The sequence below is a fragment of the Rhizobium phaseoli genome (genome assembly GCF_001664385.1).
Classification (GTDB): domain Bacteria; phylum Pseudomonadota; class Alphaproteobacteria; order Rhizobiales; family Rhizobiaceae; genus Rhizobium; species Rhizobium phaseoli.
Genome location: NZ_CP013532.1, coordinates 1042663 through 1068544, shown reverse-complemented (window position 1 = coordinate 1068544; position 25882 = coordinate 1042663). Strand labels below are relative to the sequence as shown.

The window sequence follows — 25882 nt, the reverse complement described above, 5'->3', positions numbered from 1 at the left end:
GCTGTCAGCGCACGCCCCTCATCCGCCTGTCGGCACCTTCTCCCCGCATGCGGGGAGAAGGGAACATGCCGCGACCTCTCCGTCCCCACCAGCCTCTCGCAGGGCACGTCCCCTCGCCCCGTTTACGGGGAGAGGGTTAGGGTGAGGGGCAGCCTTCCCACCAACATCTATCGAAAACTCAAAGCAATTCCAGCATCGCAGCCGCACCCGAAACCGTGGCCTGGCCGGGGCTTTCCTCGACGTTGAGGGCCTTCACGACGCCGTCCTCAACCAGCATCGAATAGCGCTTGGAGCGCAGGCCGAGGCCGCCGGCGGAGAGGTCGGCGTCGAGGCCGACGGCCTTGGTGAAGCCGGCGTCCCAGTCGGCGAGGAAGTGGATCTTGCCCATACCGCCGGAGGATTGCGCCCAGGCGCCCATGACGTGCCAGTCGTTGACGGCGAGAACGGCGATGTCGTCGACGCCCCTGCCGAGGATGGTGTCGCGGTTTTCGAGATAACCCGGCAGGTGGTTCAGCGAGCAGGTGGGCGTGAAGGCGCCGGGCACGGCAAAGAGCACGACGCGCTTGCCGGCAAAGAGCTGCTCGGTGCTGATTTCGACCGGGCCGTCGGCGGTCTTTTCCTTGAAAGTGGCGGCAGGAAGCTTGTCGCCGATCGCGATGGTCATGGGTTTTCTCCTTTGTTCTGGTTTGCGGCGGATGCCGGCCTGGCGGGCGCCGCGAGAAGATCGCAGGCGACTATAGGTGCCGCTCAGTCGAAGGCAAGCGTGGTCTCCATCGCCTTGCCGCCATCGATGACCAGCAAGCTCCAGCGCTTGCCCGATAGGTCATAATCCTTCGGCAGCTTGCCGATTGCAATGTCGGTCTTGAAGGTGGCGCCGTCGCGTTTGCCGCCGATCTGCTTGGCGAAGGCATAGCCGCTCGGCCCGGTGACGACGATATCGGGCGCGGCGCTTCCTGCGCCCGGCAGGGTGAGCGTCAGCGACAGTGTCTTCCTGTCCGGCGCGATCGCATGCGCCGTGACCTTGAAATCGTCCGACGGCGGCTTCGGCAGCGCCGCATCGGCGGCGGCAAGGATCGCCTCCTCCTCCGGATGCGACTGGATGGCAGGGCCGAGCGTCACCGAGAGATTTGCCTGGAAGGGAACGCAGATATCCCTGCATATGCCGATGAAGGCCGTCGCGTCGATCGTGACCGGGGCTTTGCCGGATGCCGTCAGCGACAGCGGCAGCGTCACCGGCGCGTCATAGGCGATATCCTCAATGGCGCCGTTGAAGAAGTGCTTGGGAACCGGATAGGCGATGCTATCAAGCGTGACGCCGCTTCCGGCCGCGATGGTGAGTTGAGGCGGAATGCCGCTGTTGCCGGGCTCGCGCCAATAGGTGATCCAGCCGGGTTTCGGCTCGATCTGCAGGCCGGCACGGATTTTGCCGCCGGCATCGGGCGCCAGCGCCACGAGGCGCATACGGCCGCCCTCGGCCTCGGCCCAGGCGCTCATTTCCGCCTGGGCGGAACTAAAGGGGGCGAAGGCTGCGGCCAGCGAAATGGCCGCCATGAAAAGCCGGTACGGTGCCAAAGAAATAATCATCATGGAACAACGGTTTACCGAAAGTGTCGTTTCGCCGCCAGAAGTGGACGGCCATATAATCTTCATTTTCAGTTGATTGATTGGTGACATTGGCCCATCCTTCTCTAGTCGGGGCCTTGGTGCGGTCTGGCAGCAGGAGGAACGATGTCCTTATCGACGCTGAAGAACAGACGGGAACGTGGCTTCTTCGATGGCCAGTTCCTCATCGCCATGCCCGGCATGGAGGACCGCAATTTTGCCCGCACGGTGATTTACATCTGCGCGCATTCGGATGCCGGCGCCATGGGCTTCGTCATCAACCGGCCGCAGAGCCTGACCTTCACAGACGTGCTGCTACATCTCGACATGATCAAGCAGGAAGAGCCGATCGTGCTGCCGCAGCGCGCCCGCGATTTCCCGATCCAGACCGGCGGCCCGGTGGAAAGCGGCCGCGGCTTCGTGCTGCATTCGGACGATTATGCCAGCGACTCCTCGATCCCCGTCAGCGACGATATCTGCCTGACGGCAACGCTCGACATCGTGCGCGCCATCTCCAAGGGCGCCGGGCCGAAGCGCGCGACGATGCTGCTCGGTTACTCCTCCTGGGGCGCCGGCCAGCTCGAAAACGAGGTTGCCAACAATGGCTGGCTCACCTGCCCGGCCAATGAAGAACTGATCTTCGATCGCAGCCTCGAGGACAAATACGAGCGGGCCCTTGCCGGCATGGGCGTGACCGCCGCCATGCTTTCGGCCGAGGCCGGGCACGCATGACGCCGGTGGCGAGGCCGCTGGCGATCGCTGGAACGAATAGCTCGAAGTGACGTTTCCTTCCCGCGCGGACGAGAGGTCCGACGCTGACAAGGAGATATTACATGGGTAGCACCAGCGACAAGATCTCAGGCAAGGCAAACGAAATTGCCGGCAAAACGAAGCAGGCGGTCGGCAAGGCTGCCGATGATCGCGACATGCAGGCCAAGGGCGCCGTCCAGGAAGCCAAGGGCAAGGGGCAGGTCGCAACCGGCAAGGTCAAGGACAAGCTCAAGGGCGCCGTCGACCGGCTCTGACCACCAGCGCAGCCTTGATGTAACCATGCCTGCTGCGCGCACCGCGCGGCGGGCATTTTTAATCCGCCGCTTCCTTGCTGAGATCAAGACGATGAAGCTTTTCGCCTGCGACAATTGCGATCAGGTCGTGCACTTCGACAACCGCCACTGCGTGCGCTGCAATCATCGCCTCGGCTTCCTGCCCGGCGATCTCGCCATGCATGCGCTGGAGCCGCGCGACGAGTCGGTCTGGCAGCTGGTTGCCGACCCCGACCGGCAGGTGCGCTTCTGCGCCAATGCCGGCCTCGACATCTGCAACTGGCTGGTGGAGGACGACAGCGACGGTGAGTTCTGCACCGCTTGCCGCCACAACCGGCTGGTGCCCAACACCGATACCGAGGACGGCATCGGTCGCTGGCGGCGCATCGGCCAGGCGCAGCGCCATCTGTTTTATTCGCTCTTGCGCTGGAAGCTGCCGCATCCCGACCGGACGCAAGACCCGCAAGGCGGCCTCGTCTTCGATTTCCTCGAGGATTCGCTGCAGAATGACGGCCATGTGGTGCCGGCCATGACCGGCCACGAGGAAGGCCTGATCACCATCCGCGCCGCGGAAGCCGACGATGCGACGCGCGAACAGGCGCGCAGCTCGATGAACGAGCCCTATCGCACCCTGCTTGGCCATTTCCGCCACGAGGCCGGCCATTTCATCTGGAACAAGCTGGTGCGCGACCGCGACGGCCTTGCTGAGTTCCGCGCCGTCTTCGGCGACGAACGGCAGGATTATGCGGCTGCCCTGCAAAATCACTATGCCGGCGGCGCACCTCCTGGATGGCAGGACAGTTTCATCAGCGCCTATGCGGCATCCCACCCCTGGGAAGATTTCGCCGAATGCTTCGCCCATTATCTCCATATCGTCGACACGTTGGAGACGGCACGCGCCTTCGGCATCGCCATCGATCCGCGCGGCCACGAGGAAATATCAGGCGAGGTCGATTTCCTCCCCTACCGGGCGGCAAGCGCCGAACAGCTGGTCAGCGCCTGGGTGCCGCTCAGCCTGGCGATCAACGCCATCCAGCGCAGCATGGGCCAGCCCGACTCCTACCCCTTCGTGCTGTCGTCGCCCGTGGTGAGCAAGCTCGAATATCTGCACCGGCTGATTCAGGGGGCGGCGGTGGTGCGGTGATAGGTGGGACAAATGCTGCGCGAACTTCGCTGACGCAGTGCGAGAAGGCCAAATGGGCGCTTCGCTGCTGTGAGGCGCCGCCATATCCCCACCCTCATTCCTGTGCCCGTCACAGGAATCCAGCCACCGCGCGTCCGCGCGGTGAATGACTCATATGACCTGAAGAGAGTCTCCCGCGCCCAAGGACTTGGGCGCACTGGATTCCTGTGACGAGCACAGGAATGAGGGAGCAGGAGGAGACGCAATCCCATCATTATCGGCCTTCCGCATCGCGGCCGCAGGATGAACGCGTAAACCGTCTCTCCTTCAACCGCGCCAGGGATCTGCGCCTTTGTCTTCGAGCCAATATTTGATCATCATCAGCGCTGCCCCTTTGCTGAGCAGCACATCACGCTCGTCCGCCAAATCCTGTTCGAAACGCTGACAGAGCTTTTCATAGGCATTGAAGAGAGCGCTGGCTTCTTCGTGACAACGATACACGTTCTCCATACGATCGATCGTTGAGCGCAATTCGACTGTCGTTGGAATTGATGACACTCTTGCCTCCCGAACGAAAAACGGTCTCGGCCTGCAATATACTAAAAGGAAACCGCCTTGCCCTTCTTGAACGGCTCCATGCCTCGGCGGGCAAGTTCATCCGCGCGTTCGTTTTCCGGGTGGCCGGCGTGGCCCTTGACCCAGTGCAGCGTCACCTTGTGGCGATTGCGGGCTTCTTCCAGCGCCTGCCAGAGCTCGGCATTCTTGACCGGCTTCTTGTCTGATGTCTTCCAGCCGTTTTTCTTCCAGCCGAAAATCCACTTGGAGATGCCGTCCTTGACGTAGGCGCTGTCGGTATAGAGATCGACCTCGCAGGGGGTCTTCAGGGCCTGCAGCGCCGAGATTGCCGCCAGCAGTTCCATGCGGTTGTTGGTGGTGTCCGCCTCGCCGCCGCAAAGCTCCTTTTCGACGTCGCCATAACGCAACACGGCGCCCCAGCCGCCGGGACCGGGATTGCCGGAGCAGGCGCCGTCGGTGAAGATATCGACGTGTTTCATAGGCTCAATCCGTATTCGGCGGCCGAGCCGATCTGGCGGTGGAAGCGCAGTTTGCGCAGATATTCGAGCGGGTCCTTCTTGGTGACCATGGCGCCCTCCGGCGTTGTCAGCCAGTCATAGAGCCGGGTCAGGAAGAAACGCAGCGCCGAACCGCGCGACAGCACCGGCAAGGCGGCGATTTCTTCGCCGCTCAGGGGGCGCACGCTCTGGTAACCCTCGAGCATCGCCGTGCCCTTGGTGATGTTGTAGGCGCCGTCCTTTTCGAAGCACCAGGCATTCAGGCAGATCGAGACGTCATAGGCGAGCAGGTCGTTACAGGCGAAATAGAAGTCGATCAGGCCCGAGAGCTGATCGCCGAGGAAGAAGACATTGTCGGGAAAGAGGTCGGCATGGATGACGCCGGCCGGCAGACCCTTCGGCCATGCGGCAGAGAGGAAATCGAGTTCGCCGCGGATCTCATGCTGCAGGCCGGGCTCGACCTCGTCGGCGCGCGCCTCGGATTTTTCCCACAGCGTCCGCCAGCCGTCGATCGACAGCGCATTCGGGCGCTTCAGCTCGAAACCGTCGCCGGCCACATGCATCTGGGCGAGCGCCCGGCCGACTTCGCGGCAATGCTTTGCCTCCGGCTTTCTCAGCCACATGCCTTCGAGGAAGGAGATCAGCGCCGCCGGGCGGCCGGAGAGCGAGCCGAGCAGCGCGCCGTCGCGGCGCGGCAGCGGCAGCGGGCAGGAGAGGCCGCGGGCCGCAAGATGCTGCATCAGGCCGAGGAAGAAGGGCAGATCGGTCTTTTCCACGCGCTTCTCATAGAGCGTCAGGATCAGCGGCTCCTTGGAGGTGTGCAGCAGGAAATTGGAATTTTCGACACCTTCGGCGATGCCCTTGTAGGAGAGCAGGCTTCCCGCGTCATATTCGGTCAGGAACCACTTCAGATCGTCTTCGGCGATATCGGTATAGACTGCCAAGTGAGGTCTCGTCGTTGCTTATGGATGATGGATGGCCGGGGCGGCGATGCGGTTGCCTAGCCGTTGACGAAGGCCATGTCGGCCGCCGTCAGCTCGATGCTGCGCAATTCGCGGTTGACCAGGAAATTCTCGGTTTCCTGCACCGTTTCGGCAAGTTCGACGCGGGCGTCGAAGCGGGCGCGGAAGGCCTCGATGATCTCGTTGACGATGACCTCGGGGGCGGACGCGCCGGCGGAAAGGCCGAGCGTCGAAATCGCGCCGATCTCGTCCCAGTCGAGTTCGGCGGCGCGCTGCACGAGGATCGATTTCTTCGCCCCTGCCCTCAGCGCCACTTCGACGAGGCGCTTGGAGTTGGAGGAATTCGGCGCGCCGACGATGATGAAGAGATCGCAGCCGGGGGCCGCCTGCTTCACCACTTCCTGGCGATTGGTCGTCGCATAACAGATCGAATCGGCGGCCGGCGCGGTCAGGTTGGGAAAACGCTCGTGCAGGCGAGCGATGACGCCGGCGGTGTCGTCGACGGACAGCGTCGTCTGGGTGACATAGCCGAGATTGTCCGGATCGGCGGGCGCATAGGCGTCGGCATCTTCGATCGTCTCGATCAGCGAGACCGATCCCTCCGGCAGCTGGCCCATGGTGCCGATCACCTCGGGATGGCCGGCGTGGCCGATGAGGACGACATGGCGGCCGAGGCGGTTGTGGCGCATCGCCTGCTTGTGGACCTTGGAGACCAGCGGGCAGGTGGCGTCGAGATAGAAGAGGTTGCGGCTTGCCGCATCCTCGGGCACGGATTTCGGCACGCCATGGGCGGAGAACACCACCGGCTGGGCGCGATGTTCGGCCGGGATCTCGTCCAGCTCCTCGACGAAGACGGCGCCCTTGGCCTCCAGCCCCTCGACGACATAACGATTGTGGACGATCTCGTGGCGCACATAGACCGGCGCGCCATAGGATTTCAGCGCCAGCACAACGATCTGGATGGCGCGGTCGACGCCGGCGCAGAAGCCGCGTGGCCCGCAGAGCCTGATCGTCAAGGGAGGTTTCGCCGCAATATTCATGTCTGTTCCGGATTGAGAGGGTTAGGGACCTCTAGCCCAATATGGCCGAGAATTGAAGCAATACTATTGCGCCGGCTGCTTGCCTGACTTGCGGGACCACGAAATCGCCACCACGACGACGAGCACGGCGGCCAGGCCATACCAGGTGAAAGCATATTGCAGATGGTCGTTCGGCAGATCGACCTGGGTGACGCCGCCGATCGGCAGGCCGGCCGGATTGGGCGTCGAATCGGCGTCGACGAAGAAGGGGATGACGCGCCCCTTCTCCAGCCCGACGCTCTCGGCCATGACGTCGAGGTCCTTCCAGTAGAAGATGTTCTTGGCGACATCATTGTCGGGCACCAGCGAGGAGGGCTTGCCGGGAAGTTTTGCCCGCGCGAGACCTGTGACGGTCTGCTGATCCGTCAACTGGCCCTGCATGCGCATTTCCGGCTCCTTATTCTCATAGGGAACGAAGCCGCGATTGACGAAGAGGAAACGTCCGTCGGCAAGCTCGAGCGGGGTGTAGACGTAAAAGCCGGTCTGGCCGCGCCAGGTGGCGAAGAAGTGGCGCTCCTTGTTGTTGATGTAGCGGCCGGTGGCGGTGACCTTGCGGTATTCGATATCGCCGCCCGATGCCGCCATCGCCTCGATATCGGCCAGCGGCACGGGGGCAGCCACTTGCCGCGCGGCGATATCGGCGAGAAGGCCTTCCTTCCAGTGGAGGCGCTGCACCTGCCAGGTTCCGAGCGAAATCAGGATGGCAAGGGCGATCAGCACCAGGGTGCCGGTGACGACAGGCAGCCGGCGGCGCGGCGCGGCACGGTCGATATCAGTCACTCAGGCGTCCCTCGCGGGCATTATGGCGATATTGCATGGCAATGAGGATGCCTTTGAACCAGCGCAGCGTCAGCAGCGACAGGATGATGGTCAGCGGCCCGAACAGCAGGATATGCACCCAGATCGGCGGGCCATAATTCACCTGTAGCCAGAGCACCATGCCGATGATGATAAAGCCGACGATAAGGATGACGAAGACAGCCGGACCATCGCCGGAATCGGCGAAGGAATAGTCGAGACCGCAGGAGGCGCAACGCGGCTTTACGCCGAGCAGGCCATCGAACAGCTTGCCTTGGCCGCAGCGCGGGCAGCAGCCCTTGATGCCTGTTTTAACAGGATCGACAGGGGGAAAATGCGCGCTGTCCTCGTTCATACCATTCCTTCTGACAATTCCATGCTGCCTTAACTCTCCCATAAAGTATTCGCATCCCGAATGGAAAGGCCTGCGCGGTTTCGCCTCACCGATTCGCGCCAAACAGAAGAAGAAGACTGATGACCAACGACAGCCATGCCGGACAGATCATTATTTTGAACGGTGCGCCCAGGAGCGGCAAATCCAGCATCGCCCGGGCAATCCAGGATGAATTCGAGGGCCCGTGGATCAACCTCGGCGTCGACAGCTACAATGCCATGACGCCGCAGCGCTACCTGCCCGGCATCGGCCTCAGGCCGGGCGGCGAGCGGCCGGATCTCGAAGAGCTTATACCGTTCCTCTATGCCGCACTTTACGAGTCGATCGCCATCCATGCCGGGCTCGGCCTCAATGTCGTCGCCGATCTCGGCCATCACGACAGCTATTCGCAGCCGCTCGGCATACTTGCCGACTGCGCCCGGCGCCTCAATGGATTTTCCGTGCTGTTCGTCGGCGTGCGCTGTCCGATCGAGACGATCATGCAGCGGCGCGAGGTTGCCCAGGAGGGCCGTGAGACCCTGTATCTCCGCGCCGCCGACGACATGCCGGTTCCCGAACCGGTTCAGCGCTGGCAGGACGAAGTGCATCGGCCGGGCATCTACGACATGGAGGTCGATACGTCGGTGATGACCGCCCGCGAATGCGCCGAGGCAATCCGCCAGCGCCTCGATCTCGGTATCCCCGCACCCTCGGCGTTCGAACGGATCGCTGACGGGCGTTGATGGCGATCGAACGTCAGCAGCTTTAGGAGGCCTTTGACGATCCAAGTCGCATTGCCTCCCGCAGCAATTCGATGGTCTGCGTCACGGATCGCCCTTCGACCCGGGGCGGCTCCGCGCGCTCGCAAAACTCGCGCCAGACGAACAGCGTCAGCTCCGCGCCATCAGTTGGAGTTTCCCCCGGTCCGTCGGCAAAATTCTGCAGCGCGCGATAGCGGCTGTCTTTCCAGAACAGTTCCTCCACCCAATCGTAGATCGGGATCACATGAAAATGGATGGGATAGCCGGGAGAATGTCCATAGCGGCCGATGTAAACGCGCTGCGCTCCCAGTTTCCGCTTCAATACGTCCTGCGCTGTCGCCAGCAACGGACCCAGCTCCTGCAACGCGGCTGCGGACAAATCGGAAAGATCATTCGTGTCCGTCTTCGAACTGATCATGAGATAACCGGGAAGAGCGGAATTCATCCGATGGTTCACCAACCATCCCTCGGTTTCGACAATGTGAAAGCGCTCAGGAATCTCCAAATTGCCTACTCCTCAATGAATTCGGGAATTTTGCTGACAGAGCACCCTTGATCTCTCCCGGGTCAGGCAAATACGTATCGATGACAAAGCATGGGATGAGTGTTCGGCTCTTGCCAATCGTATGCCCCACTCTCCGTCGTGCTCGGGCTTGACCTGAGCATGCATGCAAGCGTTTCTTCTTGTCTCAAGCGATCGCGGGGACGAGCCCCTCATCCGCCTGCCGGCACCTTCTCCCCGCTTGCGGGGCGAAGGAGGGTTGCCGCAACCTCTCCGTCCCCCGCTGACCTCTTGCAAGGCACGTCCCCTCGCCCCGTTTACGGGGAGAGGGTTAGGGTGAGGGGCAGCTTTCGGCGCTAATCGAACAGCCGTGGGATCAGCGAGCGTGCGGAACTACGTACAAAAAAAGCGGGCCGAAGCCCGCCTTTTCACTTGAACATCGCTGCAATCAACCAGCTGCGAGAGGTGCGCCCCAGCCGCCCCAGACGTAGATGCAGAAGAACAGGAACAGCCAGACGACGTCGACGAAGTGCCAGTACCAGGCGGCCGCCTCGAAGCCGAAATGCTGCTTCGGGGTAAAGTCGCCGCGCAGCGCGCGCAGCAGGCAGACCAGCAGGAAGATCGTGCCGACCAGCACGTGGAAACCGTGGAAGCCGGTCGCCATGAAGAAGGTCGCGCCGTAGATCGAATTCTTGAAGTCGAACGGGGCGTGGGCATATTCGTAGGCCTGCACGCTGGAGAACAATATGCCGAGCAGCACGGTCAGCGTCAGGCCCTGGATCAGGCCCTTGCGGTCATTGTGCAGCAGCGCATGGTGCGCCCAGGTGACCGTCGTGCCGGAAAGCAGCAGGATGACGGTGTTGTAGATCGGCAGGTGCCAGGGGTCGAGAACCTCAATGCCCTTCGGCGGCCAGACGCCGCCGGTATAGGCCAAGCGCGAGGCCTGGATCGCCTCGTTCGGAAACAGGCTGGCATCGAAATAGGCCCAGAACCAGGCGACGAAGAACATCACTTCCGAAGCGATGAACATGATCATGCCGTAGCGCAGGTGCAGCGAGACGACGCGGGTATGGGCGCCCTCATGGGCTTCCTTCACCGTATCGGCCCACCAGCCGTACATGACGTAGAGAACCAGCACGAGGCCGATATAGAAGAGCCAGGGATTGGCGAGTTCGGCGCCGGCAACCTTGAACGAGCCGCCATTCAGGTAGCGCATATAGCAGACGCCGCCGATCGCCATGATGAAGGCGCCGAGCGAGGCGAGAATCGGCCACGGGCTCGGGTCGATGATGTGATAGTCGTGATTCTTCTGATGCGCATCGGCCATGTCAGCTATCCCCGGATGTCTTCCTTCACTCCGCTCCCGGCATAGCCGGAAACGGGCCTTGATCAAAGTTTCTTTTCAACCTTCTCCGCTCCACCCTCGTTCGAAGCCAGCGGCTTCGAGCCCTCTTTCGGGTAGAACGTGTATGACAGCGTCACCGTGTGGATATCCTTCGATTCCACCGCCTTGACGATTTCCGGATCGATGTAGAACACCACCGGCATTTCGAGCTTCTCGCCCGGCTTCAGGTCCGTTTCTGTAAAGCAGAAACATTGCACCTTGTTGAAATAGACGCCCGCCTCGCCCGGCGTGACGTTGAACACCGCCTGGCCGCGCTGGGTCTCGTTCGAGCGGTTCTCGGCGGTGAACTTGACCTGGATGGTTTCGCCGATCCGCGGATTGACCTCGCGCTCGACCGGCTTGAAATCCCACTGCAGGCCCGGCGCGACATTGGCGTCGAAGGTCACCCGCATCTTGCGGTCGAGCACGACGCTCGACATCTGCTCGACGCGCTGCGTCGTGCCGTTATAACCGGTCACCTGGCAGAAGATGCGGTAGAGCGGCACGGCGGCATAGCTCATCGCACCCATGCCGAAGACGAAACTCAGGCACATCAGCACGACGGCGCCGTTGTTGCGTCCCTGCTTTTTCGGTGCGGCGGCCTTGTCGCTCATCCGGCCATTCCCCCGCCGATCTTGACGATCGTAATCGCATAGAAAAGCACGACGAGGCCGGCGAGCACCAGCCCGAGGGCGATGTTGCGGTTGCGACGCGACTTCATCTGCTTTTCGGTGAGCTTGACGAGATCCATCAGAGCGAGCCTCCCGCATACGAGACCAGCATGGCGGCCAGCCGGTCGATCATCAGGGCGGAGAAGATGGCGAAGAGATAGAAGATCGAGAAGGCGAACAGCTTCTTCGCCGGGATCATCTTCAGATCGCCATCGGGCATGCGCCAGACGGCGATGGAACAGTAGATGAAGATCGCGCCGAGCGCGGCGGCGACGAGGCCGTAGGCGAAGCTCGCGAAGCCGAGGTAGGACGGCAATACCGCGCAGATCGCGGTCAGCACCGCATAGGCGACGATCTGATGCTTGGTCACCCGCTCGCCGGAAACATTCGGCAGCATCGGCACGCCGACGGCCTCGTAGTCACGCATCTTGAAGAGGGCCAGCGCCCAGAAATGCGCTGGCGTCCACAGGAAGATGATCAGGAAGAGCACGGTGCTTTCGATCGTCACCGAATTCGTCACGCAGGCCCAGCCGATCATCGGCGGGAAGGCGCCGGCAGCACCGCCGATGACGATGTTCTGCGGCGTCGAGCGCTTCAGCCACATGGTGTAGATGACGGCATAGAAGAAGATGGTGAAGGCGAGAATGCCGGCCGACAGCCAGTTGACGGCCAGGCCGAGAATGGCGACCGAAAAGCAGGAGAGCACCAGGCCGAAGGCCAGCGCCTCGGAGGGTGCGATACGGCCGGCCGGGATCGGACGCTTGGCGGTGCGGCTCATGATGGCGTCGATATCGGCGTCGTACCACATGTTGAGCGCACCGGAAGCGCCGGCGCCGACGGCAATACAGAGGATGGCGATCAGGCCGAGGACCGGATTGATGTGGCCCGGCGCCAGCACCAGGCCGGCAAAAGCGGTGAAGACCACGAGCGACATCACCCGTGGCTTCAAGAGTTCGAAGTAATCGCGTGCGCTCGCTTCCGACAATTCGCCGTCCTTTGCAAGCGCCTCGTGATTGTCGATGACCGTCATCATTCCGTCCTGAATGTCTCAATGCCAGGACGCCGTATCAAGATGCGGCGTCCTGTTGTCCGCACAGTTTACTTGATGCGCGGCAGCTGTTCCCACTGGTGATAGGGCGGCGGCGAAGGCAGCTGCCATTCGAGCGTCGTAGCACCCTCGCCCCACGGATTGTCACCGGCCACGCGCTTCTTGGCCAGCGCTTCGAAGACGCAGAACAGGAAGATCACTACGCCGAAGGCCGAGATGTAGGAGCCGACGGACGACACGTAGTTCCAGCCGGCAAAGGCATCCGGATAATCGATGTAGCGGCGCGGCATGCCGGCGAGCCCGAGGAAGTGCTGCGGGAAGAACACCAGGTTGACGCCGATGAACATGACCCAGAAGTGCAGCTTGCCGAGGAATTCACTGTAGAGGTAACCGGTCATCTTCGGGAACCAGTAATACCAGCCGGCGAAGATCGCGAAGACGGCGCCGAGCGACAGCACGTAGTGGAAGTGCGCCACGACGTAATAGGTGTCATGCAGCGACCGGTCGAGACCGGCATTGGCAAGCTGGACGCCAGTGACGCCGCCGACCGTGAACAGGAAGATGAAGCCGATCGCCCAGAGCATCGGCGTGCGGAACGAGATCGAGCCGCCCCACATCGTCGCGATCCAGGAGAAGATCTTCACGCCCGTCGGAACGGCGATGACCATCGTGGCAAAGACGAAGTAGCGCTGCGCGTCGAGCGACAGGCCGACCGTGTACATGTGGTGGGCCCAGACGACGAAGCCGACGGCGCCGATCGCGACCATGGCGTAGGCCATGCCGAGGTAGCCGAAGATCGGCTTCTTCGAGAAGGTCGAGATGATGTGGCTGATCATGCCGAAGCCCGGCAGGATGAGGATGTAGACCTCGGGGTGACCGAAGAACCAGAACAGGTGCTGGTAGAGGATCGGGTCACCGCCGCCTTCCGGAGAGAAGAACGAGGTGCCGAAGTTACGGTCGGTCAGCAGCATGGTGATGCCGCCTGCCAGAACCGGCAGCGACAAGAGAAGCAGGAAGGCGGTGATCAGCACCGACCAGGCAAACAGCGGCATCTTGTGCAGCGTCATGCCCGGAGCGCGCATGTTGAGGATCGTGGTGATGAAGTTGATCGCACCGAGGATCGACGAGGCGCCGGCAATGTGCAGCGCGAAGATCGCCAGATCGACCGCAGGGCCGGGCGTGCCGCTGGTCGCCAGCGGCGGATACATCGTCCAGCCGCCGCCGGTGCCGTAGGCGCCTGCCGGGCCTTCGACGAACATCGACAGAAGCAGCAGCGCGAAGGCCGGAACGATCAGCCAGAAGGAGATGTTGTTCAGGCGCGGGAAGGCCATGTCGGGGGCGCCGATCATGATCGGCACCATCCAGTTGGCGAAACCGCCGATCATCGCCGGCATGACCATGAAGAAGATCATGATCAGCGCGTGCGCGGTGGTGAACATGTTGAACATCTGCTTGGCGCCGTCGATCGCAGCATCGCCCTCGTAGCCGTAGACCATCGAGGCCAGGCCGTGGAAGATCTGGATGCCCGGCTCCTGCAGCTCCATGCGCATGGCCACCGACAGCGCGCCGCCGATGATGCCGGCAATGATCGCAAAGATCAGGTAGAGCGTGCCGATGTCCTTGTGGTTGGTCGAGAACAGCCAGCGATTGATAAAGCTCGGCTTGTGCCCGTGATCGTGATCACCATGCGAGTGATCGTGGTCATGATCATGGGCGTGGTCATCATGGGCATGACCGTGAGAATGATCGTCGTGAGCGGAAGGTCCAGCCATTGTCCCGATCCCCTTTAATTACTGTGCTTCGGCGACGTCGACGGTCTTTGCGGGACCATCGGTTGCGGCCATGAGTGTCTTGTAGGCGCCGGGCAGGTCGCTGGCGGCTGCGCTCAGCCACTGCTTGTACTTGTCCTCGGAGACGACGCGGATGGCGATCGGCATGAACGCATGGTCCTTGCCGCAGAGCTCGGAACACTGGCCGTAGAACAGGCCTTCGCGCTCGGCCTTGAACCAGGTCTCATTGAGGCGGCCCGGCACGGCGTCAATCTTGATGCCGAAGGACGGCATGGCGAAAGCGTGGATCACGTCGGTCGGCGCTGCGGTCACGAGGACGCGCACCGTCTTATTAACGGGCAGGACCAGCTCGTTGTCGACAGCCAGAAGCCTGGGATAGATCGACTTGTCTTCCTTGCCGGCGGCGGCACGGTCCTGATCCTTCAAGAGGTAGGAATCGAAGGCGAGCGGGTTGTCGCCCGAACCTTCATATTCATAGTTCCACTGCCACTGCGTGGCGGTCGCCTTGATCGTCACGTCGGGGTTTTCGGGCAGCGTCAGCTGCGCCGTCAGCAGGTTGAAGGAGGGAATGGCGAGGAGGAGCAGCACCAGGACCGGCCCCACGGTCCAGATGACCTCGATCAGCGTGTTGTGGCTCGTCCTCGAAGGCACCGGATTGGCGCTGGCGCGGAACTTGACGCAGACGACGATGAGCAGGATCAGAACGAAGAGCGTGATCGGAACGATAAACCACAGAGTATATTGTTCGAACCAGTGGATTTCCCGCATGATCGGCGTCGCCGCCGGCTGCAGCGTCGCCTGCCACGGCTTCGGCTGGTCGGCATATGTGCCGGAAGCAAAAAGCAGACAGACCAGCGCGGTCAGAGCTGCATAAGCCTTCTTCATCACCTTATTATCTCCCTCGAGCGCTTGACCTGCAAAACCAATGCAGAATCCTTGCCATCTTCAGCGCTTCAAACCACAGTTTGGCATTTGCCGCAACAGGCCAGAGCAATTGTCTATGCGGCATTTTTGCTTAAACAGCAGGCAGGCTTGGGCGGCAAAACATCCCAAGTTTTTCATCAGCATATGAAAAAACGCCTTTCCGGCCAATCCGGCCGCCGCACATTCTTGCCAAAAGGTCCAATTTCTGCCGCAGTCCCCCGGTTTTCACGGCGTGGGGCTTTTCATTTCCGGTGGGCAGCTTCAACAATAGCCGCAATGATTCGATATCCAGAGGTTTTCATGGGTTTCCGTTCCCTCGCGCAGTCGCTCGTCGTGACTGTCAGCATCGCGGCTGCCGCGGCGACGCCCGTTTTCGCACAGCAACCCGTTCCGGCCACGCCCACCACACCAGCACCGGCCGCCCCTGCCCCCGCCCCGCAGCAGCCGAACGCCGCCAGCCCGAAAGTCGAACCGGCGACACCAGGACAGACGCAGCCGCAGGCGCCGGGCACGGTGAAATCCAATCATGGCGCCTGGTCTGTTGTCTGCGACAAGCCGGCCGGGGCTTCGACCGAACAATGCGCGCTGATGCAGAACGTCATCGCCGAGGACCGGCCGGAGGTCGGCCTTTCCGTCGTCGTCCTCAAGACGGCCGACCGCAAGTCGAAGATTCTGCGCGTGCTCGCACCGCTCGGCGTGCTCTTGCCGAACGGCCTCGGCCTCAATGTCGACGGCAAGGATATCGGCCGCGCCTATTTCGTGCGCTGCTTCGCCGATGGCTGCTATGCCGAGGTGGTGCTCGAGGACGAGTTGCTGAAGACCTTCCGCAGCGGCGCCCAGGCAACCTTCATCGTCTTCCAGACCCCGGAAGAAGGCATCGGCATCCCCGTCGACCTCAAGGGTTTTGCTGAGGGTTTTGACGCGCTGCCTTGAGGGCAATTGCCATCTTTCGTGGTCCGCCCCTCATCCGCCTGCCGGCACCTTCTCCCCGCTTGCGGGGCGAAGGGATATGCCGAACCGCCTTCTTCAACCTCAACGCAGCGTTTGGCACGTCCCTCGCCCCGTTTACGGAGAGAGGGCTAGGGTGAGGGACAGCCGCCCGCGCGAACCGGGCGGTATCGCACAAGGCCGAGTAATCTCTCCAACAAAGAATATTCCGCCGCAGGGCTTCACTCCTTATCATTAGGAGCCCTATCTAGATGCGTAAGCGCATTCCCGAACGCGTGCCCATTGGAGCCAGACCATGACCACCGATCTCCTGACGCTATTCGATGCCGACGAAGCCGCGATGCGCGGCCTGGTCGCCGAGGCTCTGTCCGGCGCCGATGACGGCGAGCTTTTCATCGAGCATGCACAAGCCGAAGCGCTGACCTTCGACAACGGCCGGCTGAAGGGCGGCAGCTTCAATACCGAGCAGGGTTTCGGGCTACGCGCCGTTGCCGGCGAGGCTGTGGGTTATGCGCATGCAGGCGATCTTTCCGTCACGGCGCTGAAACGGGCCGCCGATGCCGTCAGTGCGGTCACGCGCGGTTATGCCGGCAGCTATGCAGCGGCACCCCAGCGCACCAACCGCAAGCTCTATACCGACGAAAATCCGATCGGCTCGCCGAGCTTCGAAGAGAAGGTGAAGGTGCTGACCGAGATCGACGCCTATCTCCGGAACAAGAACGACAAGGTGCGGCAGGTAACGGCGTCGGTGGCGGCTAGCTGGCAGATGGTCGACATCCTGCGGGCCGACGGTCATCGCGTTCAGGACATCCGCCCGATGACGCGCATCAATATCTCGGTCGTGGTCGGCGATGGCGACCGGCAGGAAAGCGGCTCCTATGGCCAGGGCGGCCGTATCGGCTTCGGCGATTTCATCGCAACGGGAAGCTGGAAGCTCGGCGCCGACGAGGCGTTGCGCCAGGCGCTGGTCAATCTCGAGGCGATCGATGCGCCGGCGGGCACGATGGATGTCGTTCTCGGTTCCGGCTGGCCGGGCGTCATGCTGCACGAGGCGGTCGGTCACGGGCTCGAAGGCGATTTCAACCGCAAGAAGACGTCGGCCTTTGCCGGCCTCCTCGGCCAGATGGTCGCGGCACCCGGTGTCACCGTCGTCGACGACGGCACGATCGACAACCGCCGCGGCTCACTCACCATCGACGACGAGGGCACGCCGTCGGGCTACAATGTGCTGATCGAGAAGGGCAAGCTCGTCGGCTATATGCAGGATCGGCAGAATGCCCGGCTAATGGGCATGGCGGCCACCGGCAACGGCCGCCGCCAAGGCTATGCGCATGTGCCGATGCCGCGCATGACCAACACCTATATGCTCGGCGGCGACAAGACGCCCGAGGAAATCATCGCCTCGGTGAAGAAGGGTATCTATGCCGTCTCCTTCGGCGGCGGCCAAGTCGACATCACCTCCGGCAAGTTCGTCTTCGGCTGCACCGAGGCTTACCTGATCGAAAACGGCAAGGTCGGCGCGCCGATCAAGGGCGCAATGCTGATCGGCAACGGCCCGGATGCGATGAAGCGGGTGTCGATGATCGGCAACGACATGAAGCTCGATACCGGCATCGGCAATTGCGGCAAGGGCGGCCAATGGGTGCCTGTCGGCGTCGGCCAGCCGCATCTGCGTATGGATCAGGTGACGGTCGGCGGCACGCAGACCTGAGGCGGGAGGAGCGCATGGCGGAGATCGAAATCAGGCCTTTTGCCGAAGGCGACGCCGATGACGTGCTATCGGTGATCCTGCCGATACAGCGCGAGGAATTCGGCATCGACATCACCGCCGATGCGCAGCCGGATCTCAGGGTCATTCCGGATTTCTACCAGTCCGGCAAAGGCCAGTTCTGGGTGGCCGTCAAGGACGACGTCATCGTCGGGACGGTCGGCTTGAAGGATATCGGCAACAACCAGGCGGCGCTGCGCAAGATGTTCGTCGCCGCCGAGGTTCGCGGCCGCGAGCACGGCGTGGCGGCGCTGCTCCTCGACCGCCTGTTTGCCCACGCCAGGGATGTCGGCCTCACCGATATCTTCCTCGGCACGACTGACAAGTTCGTCGCCGCCCATCGCTTCTATGAGAAGAACGGTTTCACCGAGATCGCCAAGAGCGCCCTGCCCCGCACCTTCCCGCTGATGGCGGTGGACAGCAAGTTCTACCGATACAAAGTCGGCTGATCGCTGCTGCTGAAAACCCGCCTTCGTGGGAAAAGCGGCTTTTCGGGGCCGGCTGTCACAAATCTGTCATAAACCTCGACCCGGCCCTATCTCGTCAAGGAGATAGAGGTTATGAACGGCCGTCCCGGATGGCGGCTCGCTGTCGCTGTCCAATGCCCAGACCAGGAATCGCGAGGTCCTTATGCTTGGTTGGTTTCGAAAGTTGATGCCGCGCGAAGACCGGTTTTTTGTGCTGTTTGAACAGCATTCGACGACCATCGTTGAAGCCGCGGAAGCCCTGGACCGGTTGCTGTCGGGCATTGAGATCGAACGGCAATGCGACACGATCGTACGATTGGAAGACCAGGCGGACAATATCACGCGTGAGGTCATGCAGGCCGTGCGGCGAAGCTTCATCACGCCCTTCGATCGCGGCGACATCAAGGACCTCATCCAATCCATGGATGATGCGATCGACATGATGCACAAGACCGTCAAGACCATCCGCCTCTTCGAGCAGACCAGCTTCGATCCGGGCATGCGGGAGATGGGCAAGACCGTTGTCGAGGCAGCCAATCTTATCGCCGAGGCAATTCCGTTGCTCGATCGCATGACCGCCAATGCGCCGCGTCTATCCGCCATTGTCGAGCAGGTCACGCGGGTAGAAGGCCGCTCCGACGAACTGCACGAGCAGGGCCTCAAAGATCTGTTCCGCCGGCACGGCGCCAACAATGCGATGGCCTATATGATCGGCAGCGAAATCTATGGTGAGCTGGAAAAGGTGGTCGACCGTTTCGAGGATGTCGCCAACGAGATCAGCGGCATCGTGATCGAGAATGTCTGATGGAGGCCGCGCTCGCTCTTCCCCTTCTCGTCGGCCTGATCGGCGTCGCCCTGCTGTTCGATTTCCTCAATGGCCTGCATGATGCCGCCAATTCGATTGCGACGATCGTATCGACCAGGGTCCTGAGGCCGCAATACGCGGTCATCTGGGCTGCGTTCTTCAATTTCATCGCCTTTCTGTTCTTCGGCCTGCATGTGGCCGAAACGCTCGGAACCGGCATCATCGATCCGGCGATCGTCACGCCACAGGTGATTTTCGCAGCGCTCGTCGGCGCCATCGTCTGGAACGTCGTGACCTGGATCTTCGGCATTCCTTCCAGCTCCTCCCACGCTCTGGTCGGCGGACTGGTCGGAGCGGGCCTTGCCAAAACCGGTCTGAGCTCGATTGTCTGGAGCGGCCTTCTGAAGACGGCTGCGGCAATCGTCATGTCGCCGATGATCGGCTTTCTCCTGGCGCTGTTTCTAATCCTGGCGGTGACCTGGACATTCATCCGCCAGACGCCCTTTGCAGTCGATCGATCGTTTCGCTTCCTGCAATTCGTCTCGGCCTCGCTCTATTCGCTCGGCCACGGCGGCAACGACGCGCAGAAGACCATGGGCATCATCGCCGTGCTGCTTTATTCGCAAGGTTACCTCGGCGGCGGCTTCCATGTGCCGCTCTGGGTGGTCCTGTCATGCCAGGCCGCAATGGCTCTCGGCACGCTGTTCGGCGGCTGGCGCATCGTTCACACGATGGGTTCGAAGATTACCAGGCTGAACCCGATGCAGGGCTTCTGCGCCGAGACGGGCGGCGCCTTGACGCTTTTCGGCGCGACCTGGCTCGGCATTCCGGTTTCAACCACCCACACCATAACCGGCGCCATCATCGGCGTCGGCGCTGCAAGGCGCATGTCTGCGGTGCGCTGGGGTCTGGCGGGCAATATCATCGTCGCGTGGGTCATCACGTTGCCGGCCGCCGCGATGATTTCGGCGCTTTCGTTCTGGCTGGTAACCGGATTGAGCGCAATCTTCTAAAGCCGGTCGCGATCTCCAGGATCCGGGGGCGCGATGCCGCAGTGCTTATGCGTCCGGCCTCTGCGCCGGCTGAAACCGCCACTTCCGTTCGATCGCGGCGGCAAGGTCGATGTCGTTGCGGCGGGCAAAGAGCAGGATATGACCGAGCAGGTCGGCGGCCTCGTCGGCAAGATCGCGGTCGAGCTCTTCCTGCGTCCGCTCCCTCCGGCGGCCGCGGCCGGTCAGGCGGTTCCAGGCCTGGGTGAGCTCACCCATTTCCTCCTGCAGTTTCAACAGGAACCAGTCGGCGTCGCGCTCAATGCCGTTGGCGGCGGCATAGGCGGCGGATGAGGTTTCGAACTGGTCGGCGAGACGGCGCAGCATGGGCGTTCTCCTTTTGTTTATGGAAGGAGACCGCGATTCCCGAGGAATGTCCAGAGTGGCCTGCCCGGACTGTCGCGCGGCGGTCAGCCGTGATCGGGCAGCAGCATGCAGTCGTAGGACCGCTGCTTCAGCGCATCGCAGGCGGAGACGGCGGCATCCTTGCTGGCGAAGCCGACGAAGCGGGCGCGATAGATCTTGTTAGCGCCCGTCCCGACCGCCTCGGTATAGGGCGAGGCGGAAACCAGCGGCGCGCCGCCTTCCGACTTCGCCTGAGCGAGAAGCGCACGCGCCGCATCGGCGCTCGGGGCGGCCGAGATCTGGATCTGCCAGTCGCCATCGGCCTTGTCTGCCGGCATTTTCGACGCCTTGCCGGCGTTCAGAATCTCGTCCATCGCGACCGGACGCTCCATCGGCACGACGGCGTCATCGGCATAGGCCAGGCTCTTTGCAGCTAGATCATCGGCCGGGCGCGGCGCATTGAGCGGCACCGGAACATCGGAGGCATCGGCGGCAGAGGCGACTTCGACAGGCTCCTTGGCGCCGACGCTCGCCACCAGTCTGGCACCGCCGGAAGACGAGGCACGGCCGAGATAGCGGTCGAGCAGACCGGCCATCTTGGCGTCGCGGCTGCGGGCGGTGCGGCCGCCGAGCACGACGCCGACGACGCGGCGGTTGCCGTCCCTGACGGCGCTGACGAGGTTGAAGCCAGAGGCGTTGGTATAGCCCGTCTTGATGCCGTCCATGCCCTGGTAGCGGTACATGAGGTTGTTGTGACCGCGCACGGTCTTGCCGCGGAAATTGAAGCTTGCCATCGAAAACAGGCGGTATTCATTCGGGTAATTCTTCATCAGCGCCACGCCAAGCGTCGACATGTCGCGCGCCGTCGTCACCTGGCTCGGATTGGGCAGGCCCGATGCGTTGACGAAGACGGTGCGGCTCATGCCGAGCTGGCGGGCTTTGGCCGTCATCATCCGGGCAAAACCGCTCTCCGAGCCGCCGAGCGTCTCGGCCATGGCGGCGGCGGCATCATTGGCGGATTTGACGATCATGCCATAAACGGCCTCTCGCACCGTGATGGTGCCGCCCGCCTTGACACCGAGCTTAGTCGGGGGCCGGGCGGCAGCATATTTCGACATTCTGATCGGCGTATCCCAATCGATCTTGCCGCGCTTCAGCGCCTCGAAGGTGAGATAAAGCGTCATCATCTTCGTCAGCGAGGCCGGGTGGTTCAGCGTGTCGGCGTTTTCGGCGGCAAGGACCTTGCCGGTGCGGGCATCGAGAATCAGCGAGGCGCTGCCGGCCAGAGCCGCAAGCGGCGCCGAAACGGCGAGCGTCACGGTCAAAACAGCCGCCAATAGCTTTCTCATAGAGTCCCCCTGATGCGCTGGCTCCCGATGGGCCGGCCCTGTGTCGTAATGTGACAGAAGCAACAAGTTTGGCGCGACTTTGCGGCAACGCCTACCATTTTTCTAGTCTTTTCATCGTCTTGGTTAACAGAAAACCAAAGAAGCTGTGTGAAATCAGGATTCAGCAAGGCTTAAGCCGCTGTTGCTAGTTTACGCAAAAGACAGTAGGCGGCGCATGACGGGACAATTGAAGCGACTGGCAAAACGCGTGGCGATCGGCGCCGGGCTCGAGGCATCCTGGCTGATCGCCGCGGCCGGGCTGGTGCGACAGGCGCGCGGGCGCGGCGTCATCTTCACGCTGCATCACGTGCGCCCGCACGTTGCCCATTCCTTCGCGCCGAACGCACATCTCGAAATCACGCCTGACTTTCTCGACGCGGCGCTCAGGCGGCTCAAGCGGGAAGGCTATCGCTTCGTGCCGCTCGATGAACTGCCGGCACTGCTGGCCGAGCCCGAAGGCGGCAGGCCGTTTGCGGCCTTTACCCTCGATGACGGCTACATCAACAATCTGGAGCATGCGCTGCCGGTGTTCGAGCGGCATCGGGCGCCGTTCACCGTGTTCGTGGCCAAGGGTTTTGCCGAAGGCTCCCACAGCATCTGGTGGGAAACGCTCGCCGTTCTGCTGCGTCAGACGCGTGAAATCCGCTTCGACTTCGGCCGCGGCAGCGAGCGGCTGGCGCTCGAAAGCCCGCAGCAGCAATGGGACGCCTTCGACCGCTTCGCATGGTATATCCACCGTTCCGACGAGGCCCGCGCCGTCGCCGCCCTCGATGTGCTGGCGCGGGACAACGGCATCGAGCCGACCGATGTCGTGCGCGCGCTGGTGATGGGGCCGGCGCAGTTGCAGTGGCTCGCCCGGCGTCCGCTCGCCACACTCGGCGCTCATACGATCAGCCATCGGGCGCTCGCCCGCCTGCCGGAAGCCGAAGCGCGAATCGAGATGGAAGTTTCGGCCGATTACCTCGAGGCGGTCACCGGCATCCGTCCCGCCACGATCGCCTATCCCTATGGTACGCCGGAGGCAGCGACCGGCCGCGAGGCGGCGATTGCCGGCCGGCTGGGCTTTTCGGTTGCGGTCACCACGCAGCCGGGGCTGCCTGCCGCGGAGAAAACCGGCTATCTCCCGCGCATGTCGCTGAATGGCTTCTACCAGAGGCGGCGCTACGTCTCGGCGCTTGCCTCCGGCATTCCGCTGAAGCTGATGGGCAAGTAAGCTTCCTACGGATACATCCGCACCTTTTCCCAGTCGCCGACCGGCGACGGGCGACGGAATTCGATTCGGTCATGCAGGCGGAACGCCTGATCCTTCCAGAATTCGATCGAGGTCGGCCGGATGCGGAAGCCAGACCAGTGGGCCGGGCGGGGTATCTCGCCGAGGGCATAACGGGCGGTGTATTCGGCCACCGCTTTCTCGAGCGCGAAGCGGCTTTCGAGCGGACGGGACTGTTTGGAGGCCCAGGCGCCGATGCGGCTGCCGCGCGCCCGCGTCTTGAAATAGGCGTCGGCTTCGGCGTCGCTCACGATCTCGACGGGCCCGCGCAGCCGCACCTGACGGCGCAGGCTTTTCCAGTGGAAACACATGGCGGCTTTTCTCTGCCCCAAGATTTCGCGACCTTTCTGGCTCTCGAAATTCGTGTAGAAGACGAAACCGTCATCATCGAATCCCTTCAGGAGAACCATGCGGACATTGGGAAGGCCATCTTCATCGACCGTTGCCAGCGCCACGGCATTCGGGTCGTTCGGCTCCGAGGCCTCCGCCTCCTTCAACCACTCGGCAAAGAGCTTGAAGGGTTCGCCACTTTCGGTAAAGTCACCGCTTGTTAACTCGTTTGCCGACATATTGGTTCAAATGCCCCGGATTATTCAAAACTCGCCCAGCTTTTGATAACTGGACAGGATGCAGGGTGGAAGTCATAGCAAAGTCATATCGCCATACAAAGGGGCTGCGGCAACGCGGCAGCGTCTTCCTGGTCATCGGCGCTGCAATGCTGTCGCTTTCAGGCTGCCTTGCCGGCGGTATGGATTTCCTGAGCGAAGCCAAGGTCGACCGGTCGGTGGCAACGGGCACGGTGCCGCAGACGCCGCCGAGCACCGACACGCTCTCGGACGAGATGACCGTGCGCAACGCCGTGACTTCGGCCGATGTCGGCAAGCTCGAAGGCCAGCCGCTTCCCTGGGCGAATGCATCGACCGGCAGCGCCGGCGTCATCGATACGATCGTCGAGAACAATGAGGCGGGCCAGGTCTGCCGGCAGTTCCGCACCACCCGGCACTCCTATGTCGGCATCGCCAAATTCTACGGCAAGACCTGCCTGGTCGGCGGCGGCAACTGGCAGCTCCTGAGCTTCCAGCCGGAGAGCTGATCCGGCCGAAAATTGATCCACGCGGGAATCATCCCCGCGGCAGAACCGATTCGGCGCGCACAGGTTAACGGCCGCCGGCTTCCGCCGAATGCTTAGCAAAGAGCTAACCATTTGCGGCAAAACACTCCCAATCCCTCCACAGAAATAAGAAGTGATTAGCAACTCAGTCGCACGATCGGCGTTGAGAGTGGCTCTCCCTGCCTTTGCGGCCGGTGGCGCCGCACGGCGTTGATATTGGACTTTGATATTGGGCGGGGATGCCGGGCAAGGACAGGCGCCCGCATCGCAACACCGGCGGTTTTGACATGCGCGATCCTTACAAAATTCTGGGCGTCAAGCGCGACGCGGCGGCCGACGAGATCAAGGCGGCCTGGCGCAATATGGCGAAGGCCGCCCACCCCGACCACAATCAGGACGATCCGACGGCGACGGCCCGGTTCGCCGAAATCGGCCGCGCCTATGAAACGCTGAGGGATCCGCGCAAACGCAGCCTGTTCGACAATGCGGTGCGAATGGCGGAAGCCAAGAAGCAGGAACAGACGATCATGCAGCAGCGTCAGGCCGCACGCGAGGCAGCCGCCCGCGCCAAGGCGGCGCAGGCCAATGCCGAGCGGGTGATGGAAGAGCTTGCCCGCGCCGCCCAGAAGACCGCGGCCGAAGGCTCCAGGCAGCAGGCCGGTGCCGGCGAAGGCGCCGAAGAGATGGTGGAACGCATTTTCGGCGCACAGGCCCGGACTGCGGCGGGCGGCCAGGCGCAGAGCCGCGCCCAGAACACCCAGAATCAGCAGAGCCAATATCAGCAGGCCCAATCTCAACAGGCACAGTCTCAGCAAACACAGGGCCAGCAGACGCAGGGCCAGGCACAGGCCGAAGCGGGCAAGCGCGCCGATGGCGATGCCGCCGACGCCGAGGAGGAAGCCGGCGAGGCGTCCAACAACGCCGGCACCAATCTGCCGCTGCCCCTCAGCATTCTGACATCGCTGGTGCGCCGTTTCACCGGCGCCAAGGATACCGGCCTCGAAAAAGCGCCTGACGAGGTGACGACGGCGACGGTGACGATCGACGACGTGCTGAAGAGCGGCTGGGTCACCGCATCTCTGCCGGAGGGCCGCGAAATCGGCTTCGCATTGCCGGCGGGCACGACGGATGGTCACGAGGTCCGGCTCAAGGGACAGGGCTTCAAGCTGCCGGGCATGCAGCGCGGCGACGCCGTCGTCAATATCCGCATCGCCCCCGATCCGCGCTTCACCGTCGACGGTTTCGACCTGCACGCCGTGCTGCCGCTCAGCATCGAGAATGCCGTGCTCGGCACCGAGGCGCGCATCGACGGACCGGCCGGGCCGCTTGATATCACCGTTCCCGCCTGGTCGGGCTCGGACAAGACAATCCGGATTTCCGGCCAGGGATTGCCGCGCGACGACGGCAGCAGAGGCGATCTCGTCGTCGAATTGCGCATCATCCTGTGGGAAAAACCCGACGACAAGATCACCGATCTCATGCGCAGCATGCGCGAAGGCCTGTTTTTGTGAAATTTTTACGACAATCGCACCCTTTGTTACGATCCCTAACAGTTGATGATCCAGGCCAAGCTTGAACCGATTAACGGCCTATGCCAT

At 62.5% G+C, this 25882-nt stretch carries 30 protein-coding genes; 12 read left to right on the top strand and 18 right to left on the bottom strand.

Annotated elements, in window-relative coordinates; all coding sequences use genetic code 11:
* Positions 1–178: 178 nt before the first annotated feature.
* On the bottom strand, positions 179–664 hold the full coding sequence (locus tag AMC88_RS05135; RefSeq protein WP_012482942.1) for a peroxiredoxin: 486 nt from the start codon (positions 662–664) through the stop codon (positions 179–181).
* Positions 665–747: 83 nt separating this feature from the next.
* Positions 748–1587 carry a protein-disulfide reductase DsbD domain-containing protein gene (locus tag AMC88_RS05130; protein ID WP_170965695.1) on the bottom strand — a complete coding sequence of 280 codons (840 nt, stop codon included), beginning with the start codon at positions 1585–1587 and terminating at the stop codon, positions 748–750.
* 141 nt (positions 1588–1728) lie between these two features.
* Between AMC88_RS05130 and AMC88_RS05125 the strand changes: the two genes are divergently transcribed.
* From AMC88_RS05125 to AMC88_RS05115, 3 genes are all read left to right on the top strand, one after another.
* Positions 1729–2334, top strand: a complete 606-nt coding sequence (locus AMC88_RS05125; RefSeq protein ID WP_004673076.1) for a YqgE/AlgH family protein — start codon at positions 1729–1731, stop codon at positions 2332–2334.
* Positions 2335–2435: 101 nt separating this feature from the next.
* Positions 2436–2627: a CsbD family protein gene (locus tag AMC88_RS05120; protein WP_010019980.1), complete on the top strand. Its 192-nt coding sequence runs from the start codon at positions 2436–2438 to the stop codon at positions 2625–2627.
* Positions 2628–2718: 91 nt separating this feature from the next.
* Positions 2719–3789: a zinc-binding metallopeptidase family protein gene (locus tag AMC88_RS05115; RefSeq protein WP_064825808.1), complete on the top strand. Its 1071-nt coding sequence runs from the start codon at positions 2719–2721 to the stop codon at positions 3787–3789.
* Between the two features lie 306 nt (positions 3790–4095).
* Here the strand turns inward: AMC88_RS05115 and AMC88_RS05110 are convergent, their stop codons facing one another.
* From AMC88_RS05110 to AMC88_RS05085, 6 genes are all read right to left on the bottom strand, one after another.
* Positions 4096–4326 (bottom strand): hypothetical protein, encoded by a 231-nt coding sequence (locus AMC88_RS05110; protein ID WP_039751149.1) that lies wholly within the window; start codon positions 4324–4326, stop codon positions 4096–4098.
* Positions 4327–4367: 41 nt separating this feature from the next.
* Complete coding sequence (gene rnhA, locus AMC88_RS05105) at positions 4368–4823, bottom strand: ribonuclease HI (protein ID WP_010032196.1); 456 nt, start codon at positions 4821–4823, stop codon at positions 4368–4370.
* Complete coding sequence (locus tag AMC88_RS05100; protein ID WP_037143786.1) at positions 4820–5785, bottom strand: homoserine kinase; 966 nt, start codon at positions 5783–5785, stop codon at positions 4820–4822. The genes rnhA and AMC88_RS05100 overlap by 4 nt, the downstream gene beginning before the upstream one ends.
* Before the next feature lie 56 nt (positions 5786–5841).
* Positions 5842–6843: a 4-hydroxy-3-methylbut-2-enyl diphosphate reductase gene (gene ispH, locus AMC88_RS05095; RefSeq protein WP_064821464.1), complete on the bottom strand. Its 1002-nt coding sequence runs from the start codon at positions 6841–6843 to the stop codon at positions 5842–5844.
* Between the two features lie 63 nt (positions 6844–6906).
* The gene (locus AMC88_RS05090) at positions 6907–7662 is read right to left on the bottom strand and encodes an SURF1 family protein (RefSeq protein WP_064824911.1); all 756 of its coding nucleotides are present in this window, start codon (positions 7660–7662) and stop codon (positions 6907–6909) included.
* A complete protein-coding gene (locus AMC88_RS05085) occupies positions 7655–8035 on the bottom strand; it encodes a DUF983 domain-containing protein (RefSeq protein WP_010029252.1) in 381 nt (126 codons plus the stop codon). The genes AMC88_RS05090 and AMC88_RS05085 overlap by 8 nt, the downstream gene beginning before the upstream one ends.
* A 119-nt stretch (positions 8036–8154) precedes the next feature.
* Between AMC88_RS05085 and AMC88_RS05080 the strand changes: the two genes are divergently transcribed.
* Positions 8155–8796, top strand: coding sequence for a chloramphenicol phosphotransferase CPT family protein (locus AMC88_RS05080; protein ID WP_064824910.1), 642 nt, complete (start codon positions 8155–8157; stop codon positions 8794–8796).
* 22 nt (positions 8797–8818) lie between these two features.
* On the opposite strand, the gene AMC88_RS05075 is transcribed toward AMC88_RS05080, so the two are convergent.
* From AMC88_RS05075 to coxB, 7 genes are all read right to left on the bottom strand, one after another.
* Positions 8819–9319 (bottom strand): HIT family protein, encoded by a 501-nt coding sequence (locus AMC88_RS05075; RefSeq protein WP_064824909.1) that lies wholly within the window; start codon positions 9317–9319, stop codon positions 8819–8821.
* A 445-nt stretch (positions 9320–9764) separates the two neighbouring features.
* Positions 9765–10643: a cytochrome c oxidase subunit 3 gene (locus tag AMC88_RS05070; RefSeq protein WP_037143778.1), complete on the bottom strand. Its 879-nt coding sequence runs from the start codon at positions 10641–10643 to the stop codon at positions 9765–9767.
* 62 nt (positions 10644–10705) lie between these two features.
* On the bottom strand, positions 10706–11314 hold the full coding sequence (locus tag AMC88_RS05065; RefSeq protein WP_064824908.1) for a cytochrome c oxidase assembly protein: 609 nt from the start codon (positions 11312–11314) through the stop codon (positions 10706–10708).
* Positions 11311–11451 (bottom strand): hypothetical protein, encoded by a 141-nt coding sequence (locus tag AMC88_RS33525; protein WP_004672998.1) that lies wholly within the window; start codon positions 11449–11451, stop codon positions 11311–11313. Before AMC88_RS33525 ends, AMC88_RS05065 begins: the two co-directional genes overlap by 4 nt.
* Positions 11451–12401 carry a heme o synthase gene (locus AMC88_RS05060; RefSeq protein ID WP_029531605.1) on the bottom strand — a complete coding sequence of 317 codons (951 nt, stop codon included), beginning with the start codon at positions 12399–12401 and terminating at the stop codon, positions 11451–11453. The genes AMC88_RS33525 and AMC88_RS05060 overlap by 1 nt, the downstream gene beginning before the upstream one ends.
* A gap of 68 nt (positions 12402–12469) precedes the next feature.
* Complete coding sequence (gene ctaD, locus AMC88_RS05055; RefSeq protein WP_064824907.1) at positions 12470–14191, bottom strand: cytochrome c oxidase subunit I; 1722 nt, start codon at positions 14189–14191, stop codon at positions 12470–12472.
* An 18-nt stretch (positions 14192–14209) separates the two neighbouring features.
* Positions 14210–15094, bottom strand: a complete 885-nt coding sequence (gene coxB / locus AMC88_RS05050; RefSeq protein ID WP_012482931.1) for a cytochrome c oxidase subunit II — start codon at positions 15092–15094, stop codon at positions 14210–14212.
* A gap of 315 nt (positions 15095–15409) precedes the next feature.
* Between coxB and AMC88_RS05045 the strand changes: the two genes are divergently transcribed.
* The 5 genes from AMC88_RS05045 (at position 15410) to AMC88_RS05025 (ending at position 20134) form a co-directional block, all read left to right on the top strand.
* On the top strand, positions 15410–16066 hold the full coding sequence (locus tag AMC88_RS05045; RefSeq protein ID WP_029531606.1) for an invasion associated locus B family protein: 657 nt from the start codon (positions 15410–15412) through the stop codon (positions 16064–16066).
* Positions 16067–16376: 310 nt separating this feature from the next.
* Positions 16377–17792: a metalloprotease TldD gene (gene tldD / locus AMC88_RS05040; protein ID WP_064821457.1), complete on the top strand. Its 1416-nt coding sequence runs from the start codon at positions 16377–16379 to the stop codon at positions 17790–17792.
* Between the two features lie 14 nt (positions 17793–17806).
* A complete protein-coding gene (locus tag AMC88_RS05035; RefSeq protein ID WP_064824906.1) occupies positions 17807–18298 on the top strand; it encodes a GNAT family N-acetyltransferase in 492 nt (163 codons plus the stop codon).
* Between the two features lie 181 nt (positions 18299–18479).
* Positions 18480–19121 (top strand): DUF47 domain-containing protein, encoded by a 642-nt coding sequence (locus tag AMC88_RS05030; RefSeq protein WP_004671832.1) that lies wholly within the window; start codon positions 18480–18482, stop codon positions 19119–19121.
* Positions 19121–20134, top strand: a complete 1014-nt coding sequence (locus AMC88_RS05025) for an inorganic phosphate transporter (RefSeq protein WP_064824905.1) — start codon at positions 19121–19123, stop codon at positions 20132–20134. Before AMC88_RS05030 ends, AMC88_RS05025 begins: the two co-directional genes overlap by 1 nt.
* A 45-nt stretch (positions 20135–20179) precedes the next feature.
* Here AMC88_RS05025 and AMC88_RS05020 read toward each other — a convergent pair whose 3' ends face one another.
* Both AMC88_RS05020 and AMC88_RS05015 read right to left on the bottom strand, forming a co-directional pair.
* Positions 20180–20497, bottom strand: coding sequence for a nucleoside triphosphate pyrophosphohydrolase family protein (locus AMC88_RS05020; RefSeq protein ID WP_010016042.1), 318 nt, complete (start codon positions 20495–20497; stop codon positions 20180–20182).
* An 83-nt stretch (positions 20498–20580) separates the two neighbouring features.
* Positions 20581–21864 carry a D-alanyl-D-alanine carboxypeptidase family protein gene (locus AMC88_RS05015; RefSeq protein ID WP_064824904.1) on the bottom strand — a complete coding sequence of 428 codons (1284 nt, stop codon included), beginning with the start codon at positions 21862–21864 and terminating at the stop codon, positions 20581–20583.
* A 214-nt stretch (positions 21865–22078) separates the two neighbouring features.
* Here AMC88_RS05015 and AMC88_RS05010 point away from each other — a divergent pair, with 214 nt between their 5' ends.
* A complete protein-coding gene (locus AMC88_RS05010) occupies positions 22079–23116 on the top strand; it encodes a polysaccharide deacetylase family protein (protein ID WP_064824903.1) in 1038 nt (345 codons plus the stop codon).
* Positions 23117–23121: 5 nt separating this feature from the next.
* Here the strand turns inward: AMC88_RS05010 and pdxH are convergent, their stop codons facing one another.
* Entirely contained in the window at positions 23122–23742 is a 621-nt protein-coding gene (gene pdxH / locus AMC88_RS05005) for a pyridoxamine 5'-phosphate oxidase (RefSeq protein WP_064824902.1), read from the bottom strand.
* 65 nt (positions 23743–23807) lie between these two features.
* On the opposite strand from pdxH, the gene AMC88_RS05000 reads away from it, so the two are divergent.
* Both AMC88_RS05000 and AMC88_RS04995 read left to right on the top strand, forming a co-directional pair.
* Entirely contained in the window at positions 23808–24266 is a 459-nt protein-coding gene (locus AMC88_RS05000) for an RT0821/Lpp0805 family surface protein (RefSeq protein ID WP_010020363.1), read from the top strand.
* Positions 24267–24571: 305 nt separating this feature from the next.
* Positions 24572–25795, top strand: a complete 1224-nt coding sequence (locus AMC88_RS04995; protein ID WP_029531607.1) for a DnaJ C-terminal domain-containing protein — start codon at positions 24572–24574, stop codon at positions 25793–25795.
* Positions 25796–25882 lie beyond the last annotated feature (87 nt).